At 66.4% G+C, this 15,964-nt stretch carries 19 protein-coding genes, 1 pseudogene and 1 riboswitch; of the genes and pseudogenes, 11 read left to right on the top strand and 9 right to left on the bottom strand.

Annotated elements, in window-relative coordinates; all coding sequences use genetic code 11:
- Window position 1: 1 nt before the first annotated feature.
- The gene (locus tag Q7J39_RS11865) at window positions 2–1,738 is read right to left on the bottom strand and encodes an amidohydrolase family protein (protein WP_304824811.1); all 1,737 of its coding nucleotides are present in this window, start codon (window positions 1,736–1,738) and stop codon (window positions 2–4) included.
- Between the two features lie 109 nt (window positions 1,739–1,847).
- Window positions 1,848–2,246 carry an SRPBCC family protein gene (locus Q7J39_RS11870; RefSeq protein WP_304824814.1) on the bottom strand — a complete coding sequence of 133 codons (399 nt, stop codon included), beginning with the start codon at window positions 2,244–2,246 and terminating at the stop codon, window positions 1,848–1,850.
- A gap of 155 nt (window positions 2,247–2,401) precedes the next feature.
- On the opposite strand from Q7J39_RS11870, the gene Q7J39_RS11875 reads away from it, so the two are divergent.
- Window positions 2,402–2,764, top strand: a complete 363-nt coding sequence (locus tag Q7J39_RS11875) for a hypothetical protein (protein WP_304824819.1) — start codon at window positions 2,402–2,404, stop codon at window positions 2,762–2,764.
- Between the two features lie 4 nt (window positions 2,765–2,768).
- On the opposite strand, the gene Q7J39_RS11880 is transcribed toward Q7J39_RS11875, so the two are convergent.
- On the bottom strand, window positions 2,769–3,419 hold the full coding sequence (locus tag Q7J39_RS11880) for a hemolysin III family protein (RefSeq protein ID WP_304824823.1): 651 nt from the start codon (window positions 3,417–3,419) through the stop codon (window positions 2,769–2,771).
- A 153-nt stretch (window positions 3,420–3,572) separates the two neighbouring features.
- Here Q7J39_RS11880 and Q7J39_RS11885 point away from each other — a divergent pair, with 153 nt between their 5' ends.
- The 6 genes and pseudogenes from Q7J39_RS11885 to Q7J39_RS11910 all read left to right on the top strand — a co-directional run bounded on the left by Q7J39_RS11885 (window position 3,573) and on the right by Q7J39_RS11910 (window position 7,683).
- Window positions 3,573–4,571: a hypothetical protein gene (locus Q7J39_RS11885; RefSeq protein ID WP_304824826.1), complete on the top strand. Its 999-nt coding sequence runs from the start codon at window positions 3,573–3,575 to the stop codon at window positions 4,569–4,571.
- Between the two features lie 18 nt (window positions 4,572–4,589).
- Complete coding sequence (locus Q7J39_RS11890) at window positions 4,590–5,492, top strand: DMT family transporter (protein WP_304824829.1); 903 nt, start codon at window positions 4,590–4,592, stop codon at window positions 5,490–5,492.
- A gap of 146 nt (window positions 5,493–5,638) precedes the next feature.
- Window positions 5,639–6,193, top strand: coding sequence for a hypothetical protein (locus Q7J39_RS11895; RefSeq protein WP_304824832.1), 555 nt, complete (start codon window positions 5,639–5,641; stop codon window positions 6,191–6,193).
- A gap of 35 nt (window positions 6,194–6,228) precedes the next feature.
- On the top strand, window positions 6,229–6,576 hold the full coding sequence (locus Q7J39_RS11900; protein WP_304824835.1) for a hypothetical protein: 348 nt from the start codon (window positions 6,229–6,231) through the stop codon (window positions 6,574–6,576).
- 35 nt (window positions 6,577–6,611) lie between these two features.
- Window positions 6,612–6,755, top strand: a pseudogene (locus tag Q7J39_RS11905) (hypothetical protein); the annotation flags it as partial.
- A 76-nt stretch (window positions 6,756–6,831) separates the two neighbouring features.
- The gene (locus Q7J39_RS11910) at window positions 6,832–7,683 is read left to right on the top strand and encodes a neutral zinc metallopeptidase (RefSeq protein WP_304824839.1); all 852 of its coding nucleotides are present in this window, start codon (window positions 6,832–6,834) and stop codon (window positions 7,681–7,683) included.
- Here Q7J39_RS11910 and Q7J39_RS11915 read toward each other — a convergent pair.
- From Q7J39_RS11915 to Q7J39_RS11925, 3 genes are read right to left on the bottom strand one after another with little or no spacing between them, the layout of a single operon-like run.
- Window positions 7,672–8,367, bottom strand: a complete 696-nt coding sequence (locus Q7J39_RS11915) for an aspartate/glutamate racemase family protein (RefSeq protein WP_304824842.1) — start codon at window positions 8,365–8,367, stop codon at window positions 7,672–7,674. The two genes, Q7J39_RS11910 and Q7J39_RS11915, sit on opposite strands and share 12 nt — an antisense overlap.
- Complete coding sequence (locus tag Q7J39_RS11920; protein ID WP_304824845.1) at window positions 8,364–9,368, bottom strand: D-cysteine desulfhydrase; 1,005 nt, start codon at window positions 9,366–9,368, stop codon at window positions 8,364–8,366. Before Q7J39_RS11920 ends, Q7J39_RS11915 begins: the two co-directional genes overlap by 4 nt.
- A 53-nt stretch (window positions 9,369–9,421) precedes the next feature.
- On the bottom strand, window positions 9,422–9,811 hold the full coding sequence (locus Q7J39_RS11925) for a DUF6491 family protein (protein ID WP_304824848.1): 390 nt from the start codon (window positions 9,809–9,811) through the stop codon (window positions 9,422–9,424).
- Between the two features lie 76 nt (window positions 9,812–9,887).
- Window positions 9,888–9,978, top strand: a riboswitch (TPP riboswitch).
- Window positions 9,979–10,049: 71 nt separating this feature from the next.
- On the opposite strand from Q7J39_RS11925, the gene thiC reads away from it, so the two are divergent.
- Both thiC and Q7J39_RS11935 read left to right on the top strand, forming a co-directional pair.
- Complete coding sequence (thiC, locus tag Q7J39_RS11930) at window positions 10,050–11,873, top strand: phosphomethylpyrimidine synthase ThiC (RefSeq protein ID WP_304824851.1); 1,824 nt, start codon at window positions 10,050–10,052, stop codon at window positions 11,871–11,873.
- Between the two features lie 29 nt (window positions 11,874–11,902).
- Window positions 11,903–12,628 carry a pentapeptide repeat-containing protein gene (locus Q7J39_RS11935; protein WP_304824854.1) on the top strand — a complete coding sequence of 242 codons (726 nt, stop codon included), beginning with the start codon at window positions 11,903–11,905 and terminating at the stop codon, window positions 12,626–12,628.
- On the opposite strand, the gene Q7J39_RS11940 is transcribed toward Q7J39_RS11935, so the two are convergent.
- The 3 genes from Q7J39_RS11940 to Q7J39_RS11950 form a co-directional block, all read right to left on the bottom strand.
- Window positions 12,616–12,849, bottom strand: a complete 234-nt coding sequence (locus tag Q7J39_RS11940; protein ID WP_304824857.1) for a hypothetical protein — start codon at window positions 12,847–12,849, stop codon at window positions 12,616–12,618. The two genes, Q7J39_RS11935 and Q7J39_RS11940, sit on opposite strands and share 13 nt — an antisense overlap.
- Window positions 12,850–12,979: 130 nt before the next feature.
- Entirely contained in the window at window positions 12,980–13,195 is a 216-nt protein-coding gene (locus Q7J39_RS11945; protein WP_304824860.1) for a hypothetical protein, read from the bottom strand.
- Between the two features lie 281 nt (window positions 13,196–13,476).
- The gene (locus Q7J39_RS11950) at window positions 13,477–13,941 is read right to left on the bottom strand and encodes a PAS domain-containing protein (protein WP_304824861.1); all 465 of its coding nucleotides are present in this window, start codon (window positions 13,939–13,941) and stop codon (window positions 13,477–13,479) included.
- A gap of 252 nt (window positions 13,942–14,193) precedes the next feature.
- Between Q7J39_RS11950 and Q7J39_RS11955 the strand changes: the two genes are divergently transcribed.
- Entirely contained in the window at window positions 14,194–14,439 is a 246-nt protein-coding gene (locus Q7J39_RS11955; protein WP_304824863.1) for a PAS domain-containing protein, read from the top strand.
- A 156-nt stretch (window positions 14,440–14,595) separates the two neighbouring features.
- Window positions 14,596–15,852: an AMP-binding protein gene (locus tag Q7J39_RS11960; RefSeq protein ID WP_304824866.1), complete on the top strand. Its 1,257-nt coding sequence runs from the start codon at window positions 14,596–14,598 to the stop codon at window positions 15,850–15,852.
- Window positions 15,853–15,964 lie beyond the last annotated feature (112 nt).

Below are 15,964 nucleotides of genomic sequence, written 5' to 3' on the forward strand. Positions count from 1 at the left end.
GCTACTCCGCGGCCTGAGCCATCGGCGCGTACTGAGGCCCGCGGATCAGCTTGCCGGGCATTTCGCCGGTGGCCTCGCCATTCTCGAAGGTGACAACGCCGTCGACAATCGTGGCGACATAGCCCTGGGCCCGCTGGATCAGGCGGCGGCCCTCGGCCGGCAGGTCGAAGGCCATCTCCGGCGCCAAGATCGCCAGCTTCTCGAAGTCGATCAGGTTGAGGTCGGCCTTCATGCCGGGCGCCAGTGTCCCGCGATCGTGCAGACCGTAAAGTCGGGCGGTGTCTCGGGTCTGCATGGAGACCACCTTCTCCAGGCTCAGGCGCTCGCCGCGCGAACGGTCGCGGACCCAGTGGGTCAGCATGTAGGTGGGGAAGCTGGCGTCGCAGATCACCCCGCAATGCGCGCCGCCGTCCGACAGGCTGAGCACAGTGTTCGGGTGGTTCATCATCTCGTGGATGTGGTCGAAGTTGAACTCCGCGTAGTTCAACAGCGGCAGGTAGATGTAGCCGCGGCCGTCCTTCTCCATGAGCATGTCATAGACGATGGCGTCGGGGGCCTGGCCGGTGGCCTTCGCCAGGGCGGCGATGGAGTCCTCGGCGCGGGGCTCGTAGTCCAGGCCGCTCTCGTGCTCCAGACGGAACATCCGGTCGAAGCCCTGGGTGAGGATCATGCCGATGGCGCCCATCTGGCGTGAGGGCTCGGCGAGGATCTTGGCCCGAACCTCGGGGTCGCGTAGGTGGACGATCCGCTCGGCGAAGGGCAGGGCGGCGAGCCGGCGATAGGTGTCGCGGCCGATGAAGGGATGCACCGTACTTTGCCAACCCAGCACCATGCCGGTGGGGCGGCAGGCAATCTGGGCCGTGATCTGGGCGCCTTCGGCGCGGGCCTCCTCGGTCAGCTGCAGCAGGCGGCGCCAGCCATCGGCCTTCGCCGGGGATTGCAGCAGGCCATAAGTAACCGGCACGCCGGTCTCGACCGACAACGACCGCATCCAGTTGAACTCGTCTTCGGCGGGGGCCATGTCGGACGCCATCTCGAAGACCCCATGGCCAGCCAGACCCATGGCCCTGCCGATGCCCAGCAGTTCGTCCTCGGCGGCGAAGGTGCCGGGGACGGGTTCGCCATCCTTGGCCAGGTGCAGCATGGTGCGCGAGGTGGAGAACCCAAGCGCGCCAGCGGCCACGCCCTCACCGACGATGCGCGACATCTCGGCGATGTCTTCGGCCGTGGCGGGCTCGTTGCGCGCGCCGCGCTCGCCCATGACATAGGCCCGCACCGCGCCGTGCGGCACCTGGGTCGCCACGTCGATCACCCGGGGCTGTCCCTCCAGGCTGTCGAGATATTGTGGGAAGGTTTCCCAGGTCCATTTGATGCCCTCGGAGAGGGCCGCGCCGGGGATATCCTCGACACCTTCCATAAGCTCGATCAGCCAGGCGTGACGATCAGGACGGACCGGCGCGAATCCGACGCCGCAGTTGCCCATCACCGCCGTGGTCACCCCGTGCCAGCTTGAGGGCGCTAGGTAGGGGTCCCAGGTGACCTGGCCGTCATAGTGGGTGTGGATGTCGACCCAGCCCGGGGTGACGATCAGGCCGCCGGCGTCGATCTCGCGACGTCCGCCTTGCGTGATCTTTCCAATGGCGGTGATCTTGCCGTTGTCGATGGCGATGTCGGCCAAGAAGGCCGGGGTCTCGGCGCCGTCCACCACGCGCCCGTTTCGGATCACCAGATCATGCATCGTCCGCCCTCGGTCGAGGTTCCACGCAGACGTCATTCCGACCGCGCCTGCGGACCCAACTCCAGAGAGCATGAACCCAAGTTGCACGGCCGGAAAGTATGACCCCACGTCAGGCGGCCGCCTCCATTGTGGCCTTCAGGACCTGGGCGCCCTGGGCCATCATCGGCCCCATGGTGTCGGCCGCCGCATGGGGCAGCACGTCGGCGATCCAGACAAAGCGGCAGCGGCCCTCGCCAGCGGCGAACACCTGGTTTGAGGCGCTATGCTGGGTGAGCCGGCCGCTGGAGACGCTGTAGGCGAAGCGGCGTTCGGCATGATCGATGGTGATGATCGTTTCCTCCGCCGTCATTCCGTTGCCGAAGGTGACGGTGCGGACGTCGTCCTTCAGCACTGTATCGATGACGAAGCCCGGAACCAGCCGGGTGTGCAGGGCGCCGACGTCGGCGATGGCGGCCCAGACCTTGTCGGCCGGGGCGTCGATGATGACTTCCTTATGGATGGTGGCCATGTCGTCTCTCGTTCCTGTGTTGAAAACAGGCGGACCATGGTTGGCGGAGCGGGGTTCGTCTGGCCGATTTCGGACACGGTCACCTCGCCATGGAACCGACCTCTTGGCAGGGGATTTTCAAGCCGCCGCGCTTTCGCTGGCCGACGGACGCGACCATGATCCCATCGACCCTGCTCTTGACCTTCAGCCTGGCGGTTGCGCCCATGGCGGCGGTCGCCGCCGAGGCCACGCCGGTGACACGCGCCTTCGGCAACACCGTGGTCTCCACCTATCCGGACGGCCGCACCGCCTTGCTGTGGCTGAACAAGGACGGGACCTATACGGCCAAGGGCCGCCGGCGTACGGCCTCCAACGGGTCGTGGAGCCTAAACTCCGACAAGGTGTGCCTGAAGCAGGCCAAGCCCGTCGCCGTGCCCTTCCGCTACTGCACGGAGCTGCCCTCGGGCCAGAGCTGGAGGGCCAAGGCGGTGACCGGCGAGCCCATCACCGTAAAGATCGTGAAGGGCGTGGCCTCCTGAATGCTCAGTGCTGGGCCAGGACCACGCCCATCAGCACCGCGACGTACTGCAGAGCCGCCCCGCCCACCACATGACCGTGCCAGATGGCCCGGCGGAACCGCAGCTTCTCCAGCAGGTAAAAGACCGCGCCGGTGGAGTAGATCGCCCCGCCGAGGGCCAGCAGCAGAAGGGCGACCCAGGAGAGGCCGTCCACCATCGGTTTGATGGCCACCAGCACCAGCCAACCCAGCGCCAGGTAGAGCCCGACCCAGAAGCGGCGACCCAGCCCCGGCAGGAACAGCTTGCCGAAGATTCCCAGCGTCGCCAGCGACCAGACCGCCGTGGTCATGGCGACCGACCAGGCGCCGGTCAGGTTCTGGGTGGTGAAGGGGGTGTAGGACCCCGCGATCATCAGGAAGATGCCCGCATGGTCGAAGCGCCGCAGCAGGGGCCGCCAGGTCGGCTTGGCGAAGTTGTAGGCCAGCGACAAGCCCAGCATCGCCACCATGGCCACGCTGTAGACCGACACCGCGGCGACCTGGCCCAGGGTTCCGATCTTCACGGACAACCCCAGCAGGATGCCCCCACCGACCAGGGCCAGGGTCAGGCCGGCGATATGCACAACCAGATCTGCGCATTTGGCGGCGGGCGTAGGATAGTGGCGAGGCGGAAACATGAACCCACCATATCTGTGGCCTGTGTCGCGTCCATGACCAATCTTGCCCCGTATGACCTGCGACAAGATCGCTCGGATGGCCATGGTTTCTCTGCGCCGTCGAGAATCCCAATAGCCTGGGTCTACGAACCCGATACGCCGATCAGGACCTAGATGTCAGACCCGGTCGCTCCGACATTTCCCCCCGATGTCCGTCGTCATGTCGTCCGCCTCGCCGGCGACTTCTTCCTGAACGGCGCCGAGGCCATCACCAAGGCGATCGATACCGACCTGGTCACCGGCATGATCTTCCTGGCTATCGTGCGCGCCAATGTCCGCCACCTGCTGGAGGAGCCCGGGCTGGCGCTGGGCTACTTCGAGCCCGGCGACATGCCGTCCGAGGCTTTCCGCAGGCCGGTGAGCGTCTACGCGATCGCTCGCGAACTTCGGCTGCCCTACGAGACCGCGCGCCGTCATGTCCGCAAGCTGCTGGCCAAGGGGCTGTGCGAGCGGGGAGGTGACGGCGGGGTGGTGTTCCCGCCCGAGGTCAACGACCGGCCGGAGGTGCGCCAGGCCGTGGCCACAAACTTCCATGCCACGGTCCGCTATGTTCAGGCCCTGGCCGATGCCGGGCTGGTGGCGACCTGCGGACCGGCGACCGATGCGACGGTCAGGGACGTCTACATGCCGCGAGAGGTGGCGCGGCTGACGAGTGACTACTTCCTCAGCACCGTCGAACTGCTCACAACCAACCTGAACCTCGAACTGGTGGAGGGACTGATGTTCCTGGCCATCACCCGGGCCAACACCCTTCATGTGACCCTCGACCCGGCGCTGGCGGCGACCTACAGCGGCGTCGATGAAATTCCCCCCGACGCCCTGCGCCGCAGCATCAGCGTCTACGCGCTCGCCCGAGACCTCCGGCTGCCCTACGAAACCGCCCGGCGCCACGGCGGCAAGCTGCTGGACATGGGGTTTTGCGAGCGGGCGTCCGACCGCGGTCTGGTGGTGCCGGCCCACGTTCACGCGCGCGAGGACTTCAAGGCCGGTGTTGAGACCTACGGCCGCATCACCCAGGCCTTCGTGAACGCCCTGGCCAGCGCGGGGCTGGCCCCGTCCCAGGCAGGGGGAGCGCGCAGTGTGGCGACGCCGACTATGGCGCGCGCGCGCTGAAAGCCCTATGGCCGGTTCATGACCGGCGCACCCGCCCCCATCCACATGACCGCCCAGAACAACGGCATGGGGATCGCCCTGCGGGTGGCGGCCATGGTCTGCATGGCGGGCCTGGCGGCTCTGGTGAAATGGTGCTCCAGCCGTGGCGTGCCAGTGCTGGAGATCATCTTCTTCCGCAACGCCTTCGCCTTCGTGCCGGTGCTGATCTACATCTCCCGGACCAGCGGCTTCTCGGTGCTCAAGACCAAGCGCCCCCTGGGCCACCTGATGCGCTCGACGGTGGGCCTGACCGGCATGGTCTGCGGGTTCACGGCCGTGAGCCTGCTGCCGCTCACCGAGTCCACGGCGCTGTCCTTCTCCGCCCCGCTGTTCATGACTGCGCTCTCGGCCCTGATCCTGAAGGAGACGGTAGGCGCCCATCGCTGGGGGGCGGTGCTCGTGGGCCTGGTGGGCGTGCTGATCATGATCCATCCCGACCCCGGCCACATGGCGGTGAAGGGCACGGTCTTCGCGCTGGTGGCCGCCGTTGGGTCCGCAGGCGCCATGATCGCCATCCGCGAGATCGGCCGCACCGAACCCGGCGCAACCATCGTCTTCTACTTCACGCTGGCGGGTATGCTTCTGGGCTTGGCCAGCCTGCCCTTCGGCTGGGTGATTCCCGACATGACGACCCTTGGCCTCCTGATCCTCGCGGGCCTGATCGGCGGGGTGGGCCAGCTCTTCCTCACCGAGGCCATCCGCCGGGCGCCGGTCGCCGTGGTGGCGCCCTTCGACTACACCCAGCTGGTCTGGGCCAGCCTCATCGGCTGCCTGGTCTGGGATGAGACGCCGCGCCTGGCGACCCTGATCGGCGCGCTCGTGGTGGCCGGCAGCAGCATCTACATCCTGCTTCGCGAGACCCGCCGCTTCCGCGCATCCTGATGGTTCGCCAAGGGCAGGACCGCGCCGAATTTGCAGAAACCCTGCGTTGACAGACCGCCGGTACGGGAAGATTTTGACACCCTAGTCAGGTTCCTTTCAGGGCCTTCGGCGCTAAGGACCGGCTCCAGGTCAGATGGAGGCCAGGCATGATCAGGATAGTATCGATGGCGAGCGCCCTGGCGCTGGCCCTGTGCGCGGGCTCGGCCCAGGCGGCGGTGACCGTGATCGGCGGCGGCATGGCCCAGGCCTGCTCCCAGGCGGCGGTCGGCGGCGAGAGCGATCTCAAGTTCCAGCAGCTCTGCACCGACGCCCTGGATGGGGAATTCATGAACGCCCGTGACCGGGCCGGCACCCTGGTGAACCGCGGGGTCCTCAAGCTGCGTCGGGGCACCTATCCGGAAGCGACGCGGGACTTCGACCAAGCCGTGAAGATCCAGCCTGACATGGGCGAAGCCTATGTGAACCGGGGGGCCGCTTCCATCGGCCAGCGCCGCTATGCCGACAGCCTGCCAGACATCAACAAGGGCCTGGAACTGGGCGTTCAGGAACCGGCCAAGGCCTACTACAACCGGGCTCTGGCCTATGAGGGCCTGGAAGACGCCAAGTCAGCCTATTTCGACTACCAGAAAGCCGTCGAGATTCAGCCGGAATGGGCGGCGCCCCGGGAGCAGCTGGTTCGGTTCAGCGTTTCGCGCCGCTAGGACCCGAACCTGGTTTCGCGCGTTCCGGAACTGACATGCGCGCCTTGCTCACAGCCTTGATCATGATCGCCGCCTGCGCCGGACCCGCCCTGGCGCAGGACCCAATCTTCGACGCCCGCAATGCCGCGATGTGGCAGGAGCAGCAGGCCGCTGACCAGCTGACGCGCCAGCGATCGGTGGCCTTGGAAAACCAGGTCGGAGCCCTCGAAGGGCAGACGCAGACCGAGAGTCGGCTGCGTGACCTTGAGGTCCAGCGGACCGCATCGCGCCTCGCCGCGTCTGACACCAGGGCCGGGCCCATGGTGGCAATGCCCTCCAATATCGATGCCTGGATGGCTCAATCCAACGCTCGCGTTCGGGCGGCCGCTGCGAACCGAAGATAGCAGCTTCGCAATTGCGGCTTGCCCGTGCTGCGAGCGCCGACGCCCTGACCGCGGCGGGTAAGCCGGTGGAACTCGTGACCCTCGCCGCCGAGGATCACTTGCTGTCGCGCGGGGCGACCCGCACCCAGATGCTGCAGGCCACGGTCACGTTCCTCGAAAAGGCCAATCCGCGGAACTAAGCTGACAGCGGCGCTGTTCCGCCGCATCCTCGTCGGGTCTGGCGCGTTGAGGCCGCCAGGGTTGGAGGAGATGGCCATGCGTTGGAACGGTGGACGCCGCGGCGGCAATATCGAGGACCGGCGCGGGCTGGGCCCCGTCGCTGGGGGCGTGGGCATTGGCGGCCTGGTCTTGGCGGCTATCGGCTACTTTGTCTTTGGCATCGATCCCTCCACCACGCTCAGCGCCGTGGACGCTGTCGGCGGTGGCGGCCAGGCCCAGCAGGAAGGGGCGCGCGGCACGCCCGCCGACCGCGAAGCTCAGTTCGTCGATGTCATCGAGACCTCCACCAGCGACGTCTGGGGCCAGGTCTTCAAAGCCTCCAACCGCAGCTACGATCCGCCGGCCGGGGTGGTGATCTATGATCGCGCCACCGGCACCGGCTGCGGCATGGGCCAGTCAGCGATGGGGCCTTTCTATTGCCCGCAGGACCGCAAGATCTATCTCGACCTCTCCTTCTGGGAGGAGCTCTCGGGCCGCTTCGGCGCCCAGGGCGAGGCGGCGCGGGCCTATGTCATCGCCCACGAGGTCGCTCACCACGTGCAGAACCTCACCGGCCAGATGGACAAGGCCAAGCAGTTCGGCGCCAAGGGCGTGGACTCCGGATCGGTGCGCCTGGAACTGCAGGCCGACTGCTATGCAGGCGTCTGGGCCGCGCGGGCCTCGGAGGCCTCCGGCGGCCAGGTGGCCCTCGATCCCAAGGACATCGAGGACGGCCTGAAGGCCGCCGCGGCGGTGGGCGACGACGCGCTTCAGAAGCAGTCCCAGGGCCGCGTCATGCCCGACGCCTTCACGCACGGCACCAGTGAGCAGCGCATGCGCTGGTTCCGCGCCGGGGTGCAGAACGGCGATCCCGCCGCCTGCGATACGTTCGGCGCTTCAAGACTCTAGAACAGGTACGGGTTCAAATCCGAGGCAGACGTCGACGCAGCGCTTGGCGAGCAGTTCGCCGGCGTCCAGCAGCGGCTTGCCGACGTCCTTGGGCGACAGCACCAGCGGCACTTCCGTGCAGCCGGCGATGATGGCTTCCGCGCCATCGGCCACGAGGATCTGCGCGAGGTCAGCCATCGCCTGGCGAACGTCCGGGCCGACGTCGCCAGACTTGATCTTGGTGAGCAGGGCCATGAAGCCCTCCTGGGCCTCGGCGGGCAGGGTGACGAGACCCATGCCCTGTGCGGCCAGATACTCGCGATAGAGCCGGATGGCCTGCTTGGTGCCCAACACCCCGGCCCGGCGCGCGCCGGTGTCTCGGGCGGCATGGGAGGCCGTCTGGATCATGTCGATCAGCGGTAGGCCTGAGGCGCGGGTAATCAGGTCGGCATGGGCGTGGGCGGTATTGCAGGCGATGGCCAGCACCTCGGCGCCCGCGCCATGCAGCGCACCCGCCATTTCAGCAAGGACGGGTCCCGGCTTTGCGAAGGGATCATTGCGGTCGGGGACCTGGGGGTTGATGTCGACGATCACCCGGATGTGGTCCTTCTCCTGCTTCACCGGGGTGAAGGCCTGGAGCTTGGTGAGGAAGTCGAGTGTGGCGGCGGGGCCCATGCCGCCGAGGACGCCGAGGACGAGGCTCATGCCAGGGTTCCTTCCAATTCGGAGGCGTAGCCGAACAGGCCTTGGGCGCCGCCGGTGTGTAGGAACACCACGGTCTCGTCCCGGAAGGCGCCGGCCTTGCTGAGCGCGATCAGGCCCTTCATCGCCTTGCCGGTATAGACCGGATCCAGCAGCAGGGCCTCGGTGCGGGCCACCAGTTTCAAACCCTCGATCACCGCCTGGTCGATCAGGCCGTAGCCCGCCCCGACATAGTCGCAGTCGGCCACGGTCATCTCTCGGCTGACCCGCTCGGCGTAGCCCAGCAGGCCGGCGGTTTCGACGGCCAGCTTGTGGACATTGGCTTCCTGGATGTCCTTCGGCGCGCGCACGCCGATGCCCAGGACCGGGATGTCGGCGCCGATGACGGCGAGGCCCGCCACCAGGCCGGCATGGGTGCCCGCGCTGCCGGTGGCGGTGATGATGCGGTCGATGACGATGCCCTGATCGTCGGCCTGGCGCACCAGTTCGATGGCGCAGTCCACATAGCCGAGCGCCCCGATGGCGTTGGAGCCGCCGCCGGGGATGATGTAGGGGACGCCGCCCCTGGCGCGGACCTCCTCGGCGACCTTGGCCAGTTCGGCGTTCATGTCGGTCCCGGCCGCCACATTGCGCAGCTTAGCCCCCAGCAGGCGGTCCAGCAGAACGTTGCCGGAGGTGTTGTAGTCAACGGCTTTCGAGCCGGTGCGCTCCTCCAGAATGATCTCGCAGGCCAGGCCGAAGCGGGCGGCGGCCGCGGCGGTCTGGCGCACGTGGTTGGATTGCACCGCGCCCTGGGTCACCAGCGTGTCGCAGCCCTGGTCGAGGGCGTCGCCCAGCAGGAATTCCAGCTTGCGGGTCTTGTTGCCGCCGCCGGCCAGACCTGTGCAATCGTCACGCTTCACCCACAGCTCGGGGCCGCCCAGCTCACCGCTCAGCCGCGACATCGGCTCCAGAGGCGTCGGCAGATGCGCGAACCGCGCGCGGGGGAAACGGGCCAGATGCATGGGGAACTCCTAAGCTCCCTGACTAGCACGGCCGGCTCCGCTGTCGCGAGATGCTACGGCTTGAGTTTGGGCGGCAGGCTGACGATCTGCGGCGGGGTCAGCTTGGTGATCGACTTCACGATACAGGGGGACAGGCCGATGGTCCCGGCGACCTTCAGGTCCAGGTCGATGGGACGGCAGACCAGGTCTGTGCCGCCCGTCGTCTCGATCACAAGGGGGTCGCCCATGTTGGCGCCGGCCAGACAGGCGCCATGCATGTCGATCCGGAAGACCTCCTTGTTCCGCACCCCCACATAGAGGGTCCTCGGATCGGCGACCCGATGACCGTCCATCTGGCTGACGCGGAAGCATTGGCGGCCGGCCGCGGGCTCCTGGGCAAGGGCCTGGGAGGCGCCGGCGGTGAGCGCCGTGGCGGCGAGAACGAGGGGGAGAAGGCGGTTCATCGGGGCTGGTCCTTGCTGGCGACCTAGATCAACGCGCACGATGGCATTTGTCGGGCGCTCGCGGTAGCGTGGCGGCTTCTCCGGGGAGTCGCCGCAGCGGCTGAGAGGCGGGTTTGTCCCCGCGACCCGCCGAACCTGATCCGGGTCATGCCGGCGAAGGGAGGGAACGCGGGCGCCGCTCCGCACGACCACTCTGCGCGACACGTCCGGGTCTCCTTATCAAGGCAGGAGCCCGCACATGAACTTCCAAACCCCCGTCCCCAGCAACGGCGCCATCCCCACCGGGGAGCGTCCCGGCTCCCGCAAGGTCTATCAGCCCGGCCTGCTGTGGCCCGACATCCGGGTGCCGTTCCGCGAGGTCGCGGTGCATCCCAGCGCCAACGAACCGCCGGTGACGATCTATGATCCGTCGGGCCCCTACACCGACCCCACGGCGACCATCGACATCGAGCAGGGCCTGGCGCGGACTCGCGAGCCCTGGGTGGTCTCGCGCGGCGACGTCGAGGTGGTGACCAACCCGCGCGCCGTGAAACCGGAGGACAACGGCGGGGCCAGCGGCAAGCATCTGGCGCCGGAGTTCACCGCCCCGCGCCGGGTCTACCGCGCCAAGGGCTCAGGATGCGTCACCCAGATGGACTACGCCCGCCGGGGGATCATCACCCCGGAGATGGAATACGTGTCCATCCGCGAGAACCTGCGCCGGCAGGAGGGCGACGGTTTCATCCGCGACGGCGAGGACTTCGGGGCCGAGATTCCCGATTTCTGCACGCCGGAATTCGTGCGCTCCGAGGTGGCCCGAGGGCGGGCGATCATCCCGGCCAACATCAACCACACCGAGCTGGAGCCGATGGCCATCGGCCGCAATTTCCTGGTGAAGATCAACGCCAACATCGGCAATTCCGCGGTGCTCTCCACCGTGGCCGACGAGGTGGACAAGATGGTCTGGGCCATCCGCTGGGGCGCCGACACGGTCAGGGACCTGTCCACCGGCCGCAACCTCCACAACCTCCGCGACTGGATCATCAGGAACAGCCCCGTCCCCATCGGGACGGTGCCGATCTACCAGGCCCTGGAGAAGGTGGACGGGGTGGCCGAGGACCTGACCTGGGAGGTGTTCCGCGACACCCTGATCGAGCAGGCCGAGCAGGGGGTGGACTACTTCACCATCCACGCCGGGGTGCGGCTGTCCTACGTGCCGCTGACAGCAAAGCGGGTGACGGGGATCGTCAGCCGGGGCGGCTCGATCATGGCCAAGTGGTGCCTGGCCCACCACAAGGAGAACTTCCTCTACGAGCACTTCGAGGACATCTGCCAGATCATGCGGGCCTACGACGTGTCGTTCAGCCTGGGCGACGGCCTGCGCCCGGGCTCCATCGCCGACGCCAATGACGCCGCCCAGTTCGCCGAGCTGGAGACCCTGGGGGAGCTGACCCAGGTGGCCTGGAAGCACGGGGTCCAAACCATGATCGAAGGCCCCGGCCATGTGCCGATGCACAAGATCAAGGCCAACATGGACAAGCAGCTGAAGGTCTGCGGCGAGGCACCGTTCTACACCCTGGGCCCGCTCACCACCGACATCGCGCCGGGCTACGACCACATCACCAGCGGCATCGGGGCGGCCATGATCGGCTGGTTCGGAACCGCCATGCTCTGCTACGTGACGCCCAAGGAGCACCTGGGCCTGCCCGACCGGGAGGACGTCAAGCAGGGGGTGATCACCTACAAGATCGCCGCCCACGCCGCCGACCTGGCCAAGGGCCACCCGACCGCGCGGGCCTGGGACGACGCGCTCAGTCGGGCCCGGTTCGAGTTCCGCTGGGAGGACCAGTTCAACCTGGGCCTCGATCCGGAGACGGCGCGGCAGTACCACGACGAGAGCCTGCCCAAGGAGGCCTTCAAGACCGCCCACTTCTGCTCCATGTGCGGGCCGAAGTTCTGCTCCATGAAGATCAGCCAGGAGATCCGCGAGACGGCGGCCAAGCAGAACGACGTGGCCCAGGGGATGGCGGAGATGAGCGCCAAATTCCGGGCGGCGGGGAGCGAGATTCAGGTCAAGCTCTGAACACATGTTGGTCGTCGCGGATGGAGCAAATGGCGTTTTCAGACGGGGCGACGGACGAAGACCTGTCGTACGTCGACTGGACCGACGCGGACTGCACCGATGCGGTGTTCGTGGGCTGCACGATCGAGGGGGCGCAGTTTTCGGGGACGGTGCTGGAAGGCAGTAAATTCAAGGGTTGCCGCATCCTTGGGTCCCGGTTCGCCAGCGCCAACCTGCGCGAGGCGCACTTCGAGGCCTGCGTGTTCGCGCAAGGCCAACATGGGCCAACATTTGCCCATTGCGGTCTCGACGAGGTGCGCTTCACCCGCTGTGATCTGTCCTTCGCCCGGTTCGAGCGGTCGAGCCTTTACGGGGCGCAGTTCGAGACCTGCAACCTGCGCGGCGCGGCCTTTGTGGGGGCGGACTTCAGCCGGTCGTTCGGGCGCAAGGTGATCCGCACCCAGGTGTCGTTCTCGGGCTGCAGCCTGGAGCTGGCGGATCTCGCCCAGGCGCGGCTGGCGGGCGCGGACCTGACCAATGTGTCGCTGCGGGAGACCGACCTGCGGGAGGCCGACCTGACGGGGGCGGATATGAGGAAGTGCGATCTGTTCCAGGCCCTGACTGGGGGCGCCAAGTTCGCCGACGCTGACCTGCGCGGGGCGGAGGTCAGCGGCCTGAACCTGTCAGCGCTGGCGAACTGCGAAGGGATGAAGGTCGATGTCGGTCAGCAGTACCGGCTGCTGACCGCCTTGGGCCTCGACGTCTACGCGGAGTAGTCGTCGTCCCTCTGGGCTTTGACCTTGACCCGCTCGGGCTTGGGCCAGGACTTGACCATGATCACCAGCATCGAGGACCCGAGGATCGCCGCGAGCCCGGCCATGCCCTGGGCGGTGTCCATGCCGATCGCAGCCTGACGGCCCACCAGGGCGCTGGCCACGATGACGAAGGCCATGGCGGCGCGTTCGGCGGAGATGCGGGCAATGATCGACTTGAGCATGGGTTCTCCTATGCCCTCCATTTGACGTGCGATTTCAGAGTCGTAGGTCAGGGTAAATATCGAATGTGGTCAGGCTGCGGCGAGTGGTCACGCTTCAGGCGGCTGGCGGACCGGTTTGCCGTCTTTGTGGTCAGTCGTCCTGGCGGGCGGGGACCTTGGCCGGCGTCGGCGCGACCCGCACCCAGACGGCCACGGTTACGGAGCCCAGCATCGCCGTCGCCGCGCCCGCCCACTGGACCAGCTCCATCCCCTGGGCGGCGTAGCGGCCGGCCATCAGGCTGACGGCGAACACCAGGACGGCGGAAGCCCATTCGGCTCCGGTGCGCGAAAACAGCGTGTTCAGCATGGGGGTCCTTGCGGCAGGGCCGGATGTCGGTAGAAGCGCACAAGGCCATACCTGCAAGGGATTTGCGATGCGGCATGGCCGCGCAGCAATGATCTCGGCCGTCACCGTCACCGACTACGGCGCGCGGTTGGCGGCGGGGCTCTGGATGCGGCGAAGGTGGCGGCGGAGTAGGGGGTTGGGGGTGGCTCCTCGGTGAGGGGGTTATTGTGCAATTGATATCATGTCACCGAATATAAGAAGTCCCGATCCAAACAAGGCGATCTGGCCCTCCGCCTTGCCCGCTATGCAGATGGCTTTCTCGAGACCTCAACGGCGCGGGTGCGAACTGGAGCCAGGCCGTCTGGCGCAAACCTTGCCGCACGGGGCCGTCCCGGGCCTCGCTCGACCTCTCGTTCGATGGCGATGGCGTTGATCAGGCGTCCTGAATCGTCACTCACCGGGTAGACTTGGATGCGGCAGAGATACGCCTCGCCGCTCTTACGGTAGTTAACAAGAGTCGTCTCGTGTGGCTCCAGAGTTCGAAGAGAACGCGCCAGGGCCTTTCGCGCAGCGAGGCTTGTGCCTGCGCCCTGAAGAATCCGTGGACTCTGGCCAACCATTTCACACGCCGCGTAGCCGGTCATCCGCTCGAACGCCGGGTTCACATAGAGCACGATGGGCCCCGGCGCATTGAGTGCGCCATCGGTCACCACGACCGCATGATCTAGAGACTCCGCCATGAGGCGCACGGCCTGAACCAGCGACACGAAGCTTCTCTCCTCCTGCGTTTCGCCGCGACTGCGCGACACCCCCTCGACGGACCGCGACAAGAAGGCCTTCTGGAAATTAGGAAAGAGTTAACATTCATCCATCGCAGAAGGCCTTATGCCCTGCCGTCTCCTGTCAGCAGGTTCAAATGTCAGGGTCCCAAGCTCTCGAAATCAAGCTATTGTTAATCCTTCTCGACACGTGATGTGGCGCGCAGTGATCGGCGTTGCATGGCATGGGAGATGGGAATTATGGCTGGACTCGAAATCGTCGCGTTTGGGTCAGACGACATAGACAACGTGCTGAAGAACAAGTCGGCATCTGAGATTGATAAGCTTGCCTTTGGCGCGATCCAACTCGATCGGGCCGGGCGGGTGCTTCAGTACAATGCGATGGAAGGTGAGATCACCGGCCGCGATCCCCGCGCCACGCTCGGCAAGAACTTCTTCACCGAGGTCGCGCCCTGCACAAACAGGCCCACGTTCAAGGGCGTTTGATAAGGGAGTCGCCTCGGGCACGTTGAATACGATCTTTGAATATACCTTCGACTACAACATGACGCCGACCAAGGTGCGCGTGCACATGAAGAAGGCGCTGGTCGACGATTCCTACTGGGTCTTCGTCAAGCGGGCCTGAGGCCCGGGATTGTGAACATGCCGGGTCTGGAGACATGGTGGCGCGACCCCGATGCGCTGCACCGCTACGTCGTGGACCTTGTCCATGACGAAGTATCGCGTCTTCGACCCGGTTTCCTCCTGCCCCTTCGGCCCTGGCGCGGAGATCTGAGCCTGGTGGAGTCGCCTGGCCTGGCGTGTGACTCGCTGGAACTGGTCAATTTGGTAAGCGCCGTCGTGGAAGCGGTGCAGATGCACCGGTCGGGAATCGAGGACTATCTCCTGGCGCGCCGCACGCTCGGCGACTGGGTGGCCATTGTTGGCGCCTCGCTAGAGCACTTTTCAGACGAGCTTACCTTCCGAACATCAGGCACGACCGGAGCGCCTAAAGCGCGCCAACACCAGCTGACGACGCTCGTGCAGGAGATCGACGAACTTGCGCCGCTGTTCGGGGAGCGCCACCGCGTTCTCTGCGCTGCGCCGGCTCACCATATTTACGGTTTCCTCTTCTCGATCCTTCTTCCGAGGCGCCTCGGCGCCGAGGCCATCGACATCCGGATACAATCCCCGGCCGGCGTCGGCGCCATGCTCCGTGATGGTGACCTCGTCATCGGCCATCCCGCCTTCTGGACCGCCTTCTCACGGGCCGGCGTCACCACGACAGCCGAGGTGGTGGGCGTCACTTCGACTGCGCCTTGTCCTGCCGATGTGGCGCGTGCGGTGACCGAACGAGGCCTTACGCGGCTTGTCGAAGTCTATGGATCTTCGGAAACGGCGGGCTTGGCTGTTCGCGAAGATCCCGACTCGGCGTTTCGACTGTTCTCCTATTGGAGACGCGGCTCGGACGATTTCACACTCGACCGCAGGCTTCCCGACGGAGCTGTGGAGACAGTGGCAGCCCCCGATCACCTCGTCTGGTGCAATGAGCGCAACTTTCGGGTCGAGGGGCGGCGGGACCACGCCGTGCAGATCGGTGGCGTCAATGTCCTGCCGGAGCAGGTCCGTCAGCGGCTATGCGAGCATCCGATGGTGAAAGATGCCGTGGTGCGCCTGATGCGTCCTGACGAAGGCGTGCGCCTGAAGGCCTTCATCGTTCCGACCGCACCGAGCCTCGATATCGTCGAGCTCCGGTGCGAGCTAGCGGCCTGGTGTGACGCGAGACTCAGCGTCCCCGAGCGCCCAAAAGCTTTCAACTTTGGTTCGGAAGTTCCAAGGGGCGCCATGGAAAAGCCCGTGGACTGGTCAATCTTCGAAGAGGCGGCATCCAACCCCGCAAGCCCCAGTTTGGACCTCTGAACCTGTGATTACGGGCTACGGTGACGCGGATTACGGTGGATTACGGTGACATGATATCAATTGCATGATTGTAGTTCGGCGCTATCCTCGCGCCACGACGTTCAACCGAGGA

Origin of the sequence: Phenylobacterium sp., assembly GCF_030651185.1 — a bacterium.
Lineage (GTDB): Bacteria > Pseudomonadota > Alphaproteobacteria > Caulobacterales > Caulobacteraceae > Phenylobacterium.

Excerpts from the sequence above, each read along its gene's own strand:
- Q7J39_RS11865 (WP_304824811.1), bottom strand. The coding sequence starts at position 1,738 with ATGCATGATCTGGTGATCCGAAACGGGCGCGTGGTGGACGGCGCCGAG.
- Q7J39_RS11870 (WP_304824814.1), bottom strand. The coding sequence starts at position 2,246 with ATGGCCACCATCCATAAGGAAGTCATCATCGACGCCCCGGCCGACAAG.
- Q7J39_RS11875 (WP_304824819.1), top strand. The coding sequence starts at position 2,402 with ATGATCCCATCGACCCTGCTCTTGACCTTCAGCCTGGCGGTTGCGCCC.
- Q7J39_RS11880 (WP_304824823.1), bottom strand. The coding sequence starts at position 3,419 with ATGTTTCCGCCTCGCCACTATCCTACGCCCGCCGCCAAATGCGCAGAT.
- Q7J39_RS11885 (WP_304824826.1), top strand. The coding sequence starts at position 3,573 with ATGTCAGACCCGGTCGCTCCGACATTTCCCCCCGATGTCCGTCGTCAT.
- Q7J39_RS11890 (WP_304824829.1), top strand. The coding sequence starts at position 4,590 with ATGACCGGCGCACCCGCCCCCATCCACATGACCGCCCAGAACAACGGC.
- Q7J39_RS11895 (WP_304824832.1), top strand. The coding sequence starts at position 5,639 with ATGATCAGGATAGTATCGATGGCGAGCGCCCTGGCGCTGGCCCTGTGC.
- Q7J39_RS11900 (WP_304824835.1), top strand. The coding sequence starts at position 6,229 with ATGCGCGCCTTGCTCACAGCCTTGATCATGATCGCCGCCTGCGCCGGA.
- Q7J39_RS11910 (WP_304824839.1), top strand. The coding sequence starts at position 6,832 with ATGCGTTGGAACGGTGGACGCCGCGGCGGCAATATCGAGGACCGGCGC.
- Q7J39_RS11915 (WP_304824842.1), bottom strand. The coding sequence starts at position 8,367 with ATGAGCCTCGTCCTCGGCGTCCTCGGCGGCATGGGCCCCGCCGCCACA.
- Q7J39_RS11920 (WP_304824845.1), bottom strand. The coding sequence starts at position 9,368 with ATGCATCTGGCCCGTTTCCCCCGCGCGCGGTTCGCGCATCTGCCGACG.
- Q7J39_RS11925 (WP_304824848.1), bottom strand. The coding sequence starts at position 9,811 with ATGAACCGCCTTCTCCCCCTCGTTCTCGCCGCCACGGCGCTCACCGCC.
- thiC (WP_304824851.1), top strand. The coding sequence starts at position 10,050 with ATGAACTTCCAAACCCCCGTCCCCAGCAACGGCGCCATCCCCACCGGG.
- Q7J39_RS11935 (WP_304824854.1), top strand. The coding sequence starts at position 11,903 with ATGGCGTTTTCAGACGGGGCGACGGACGAAGACCTGTCGTACGTCGAC.
- Q7J39_RS11940 (WP_304824857.1), bottom strand. The coding sequence starts at position 12,849 with ATGCTCAAGTCGATCATTGCCCGCATCTCCGCCGAACGCGCCGCCATG.
- Q7J39_RS11945 (WP_304824860.1), bottom strand. The coding sequence starts at position 13,195 with ATGCTGAACACGCTGTTTTCGCGCACCGGAGCCGAATGGGCTTCCGCC.
- Q7J39_RS11955 (WP_304824863.1), top strand. The coding sequence starts at position 14,194 with ATGGCTGGACTCGAAATCGTCGCGTTTGGGTCAGACGACATAGACAAC.
- Q7J39_RS11960 (WP_304824866.1), top strand. The coding sequence starts at position 14,596 with ATGCCGGGTCTGGAGACATGGTGGCGCGACCCCGATGCGCTGCACCGC.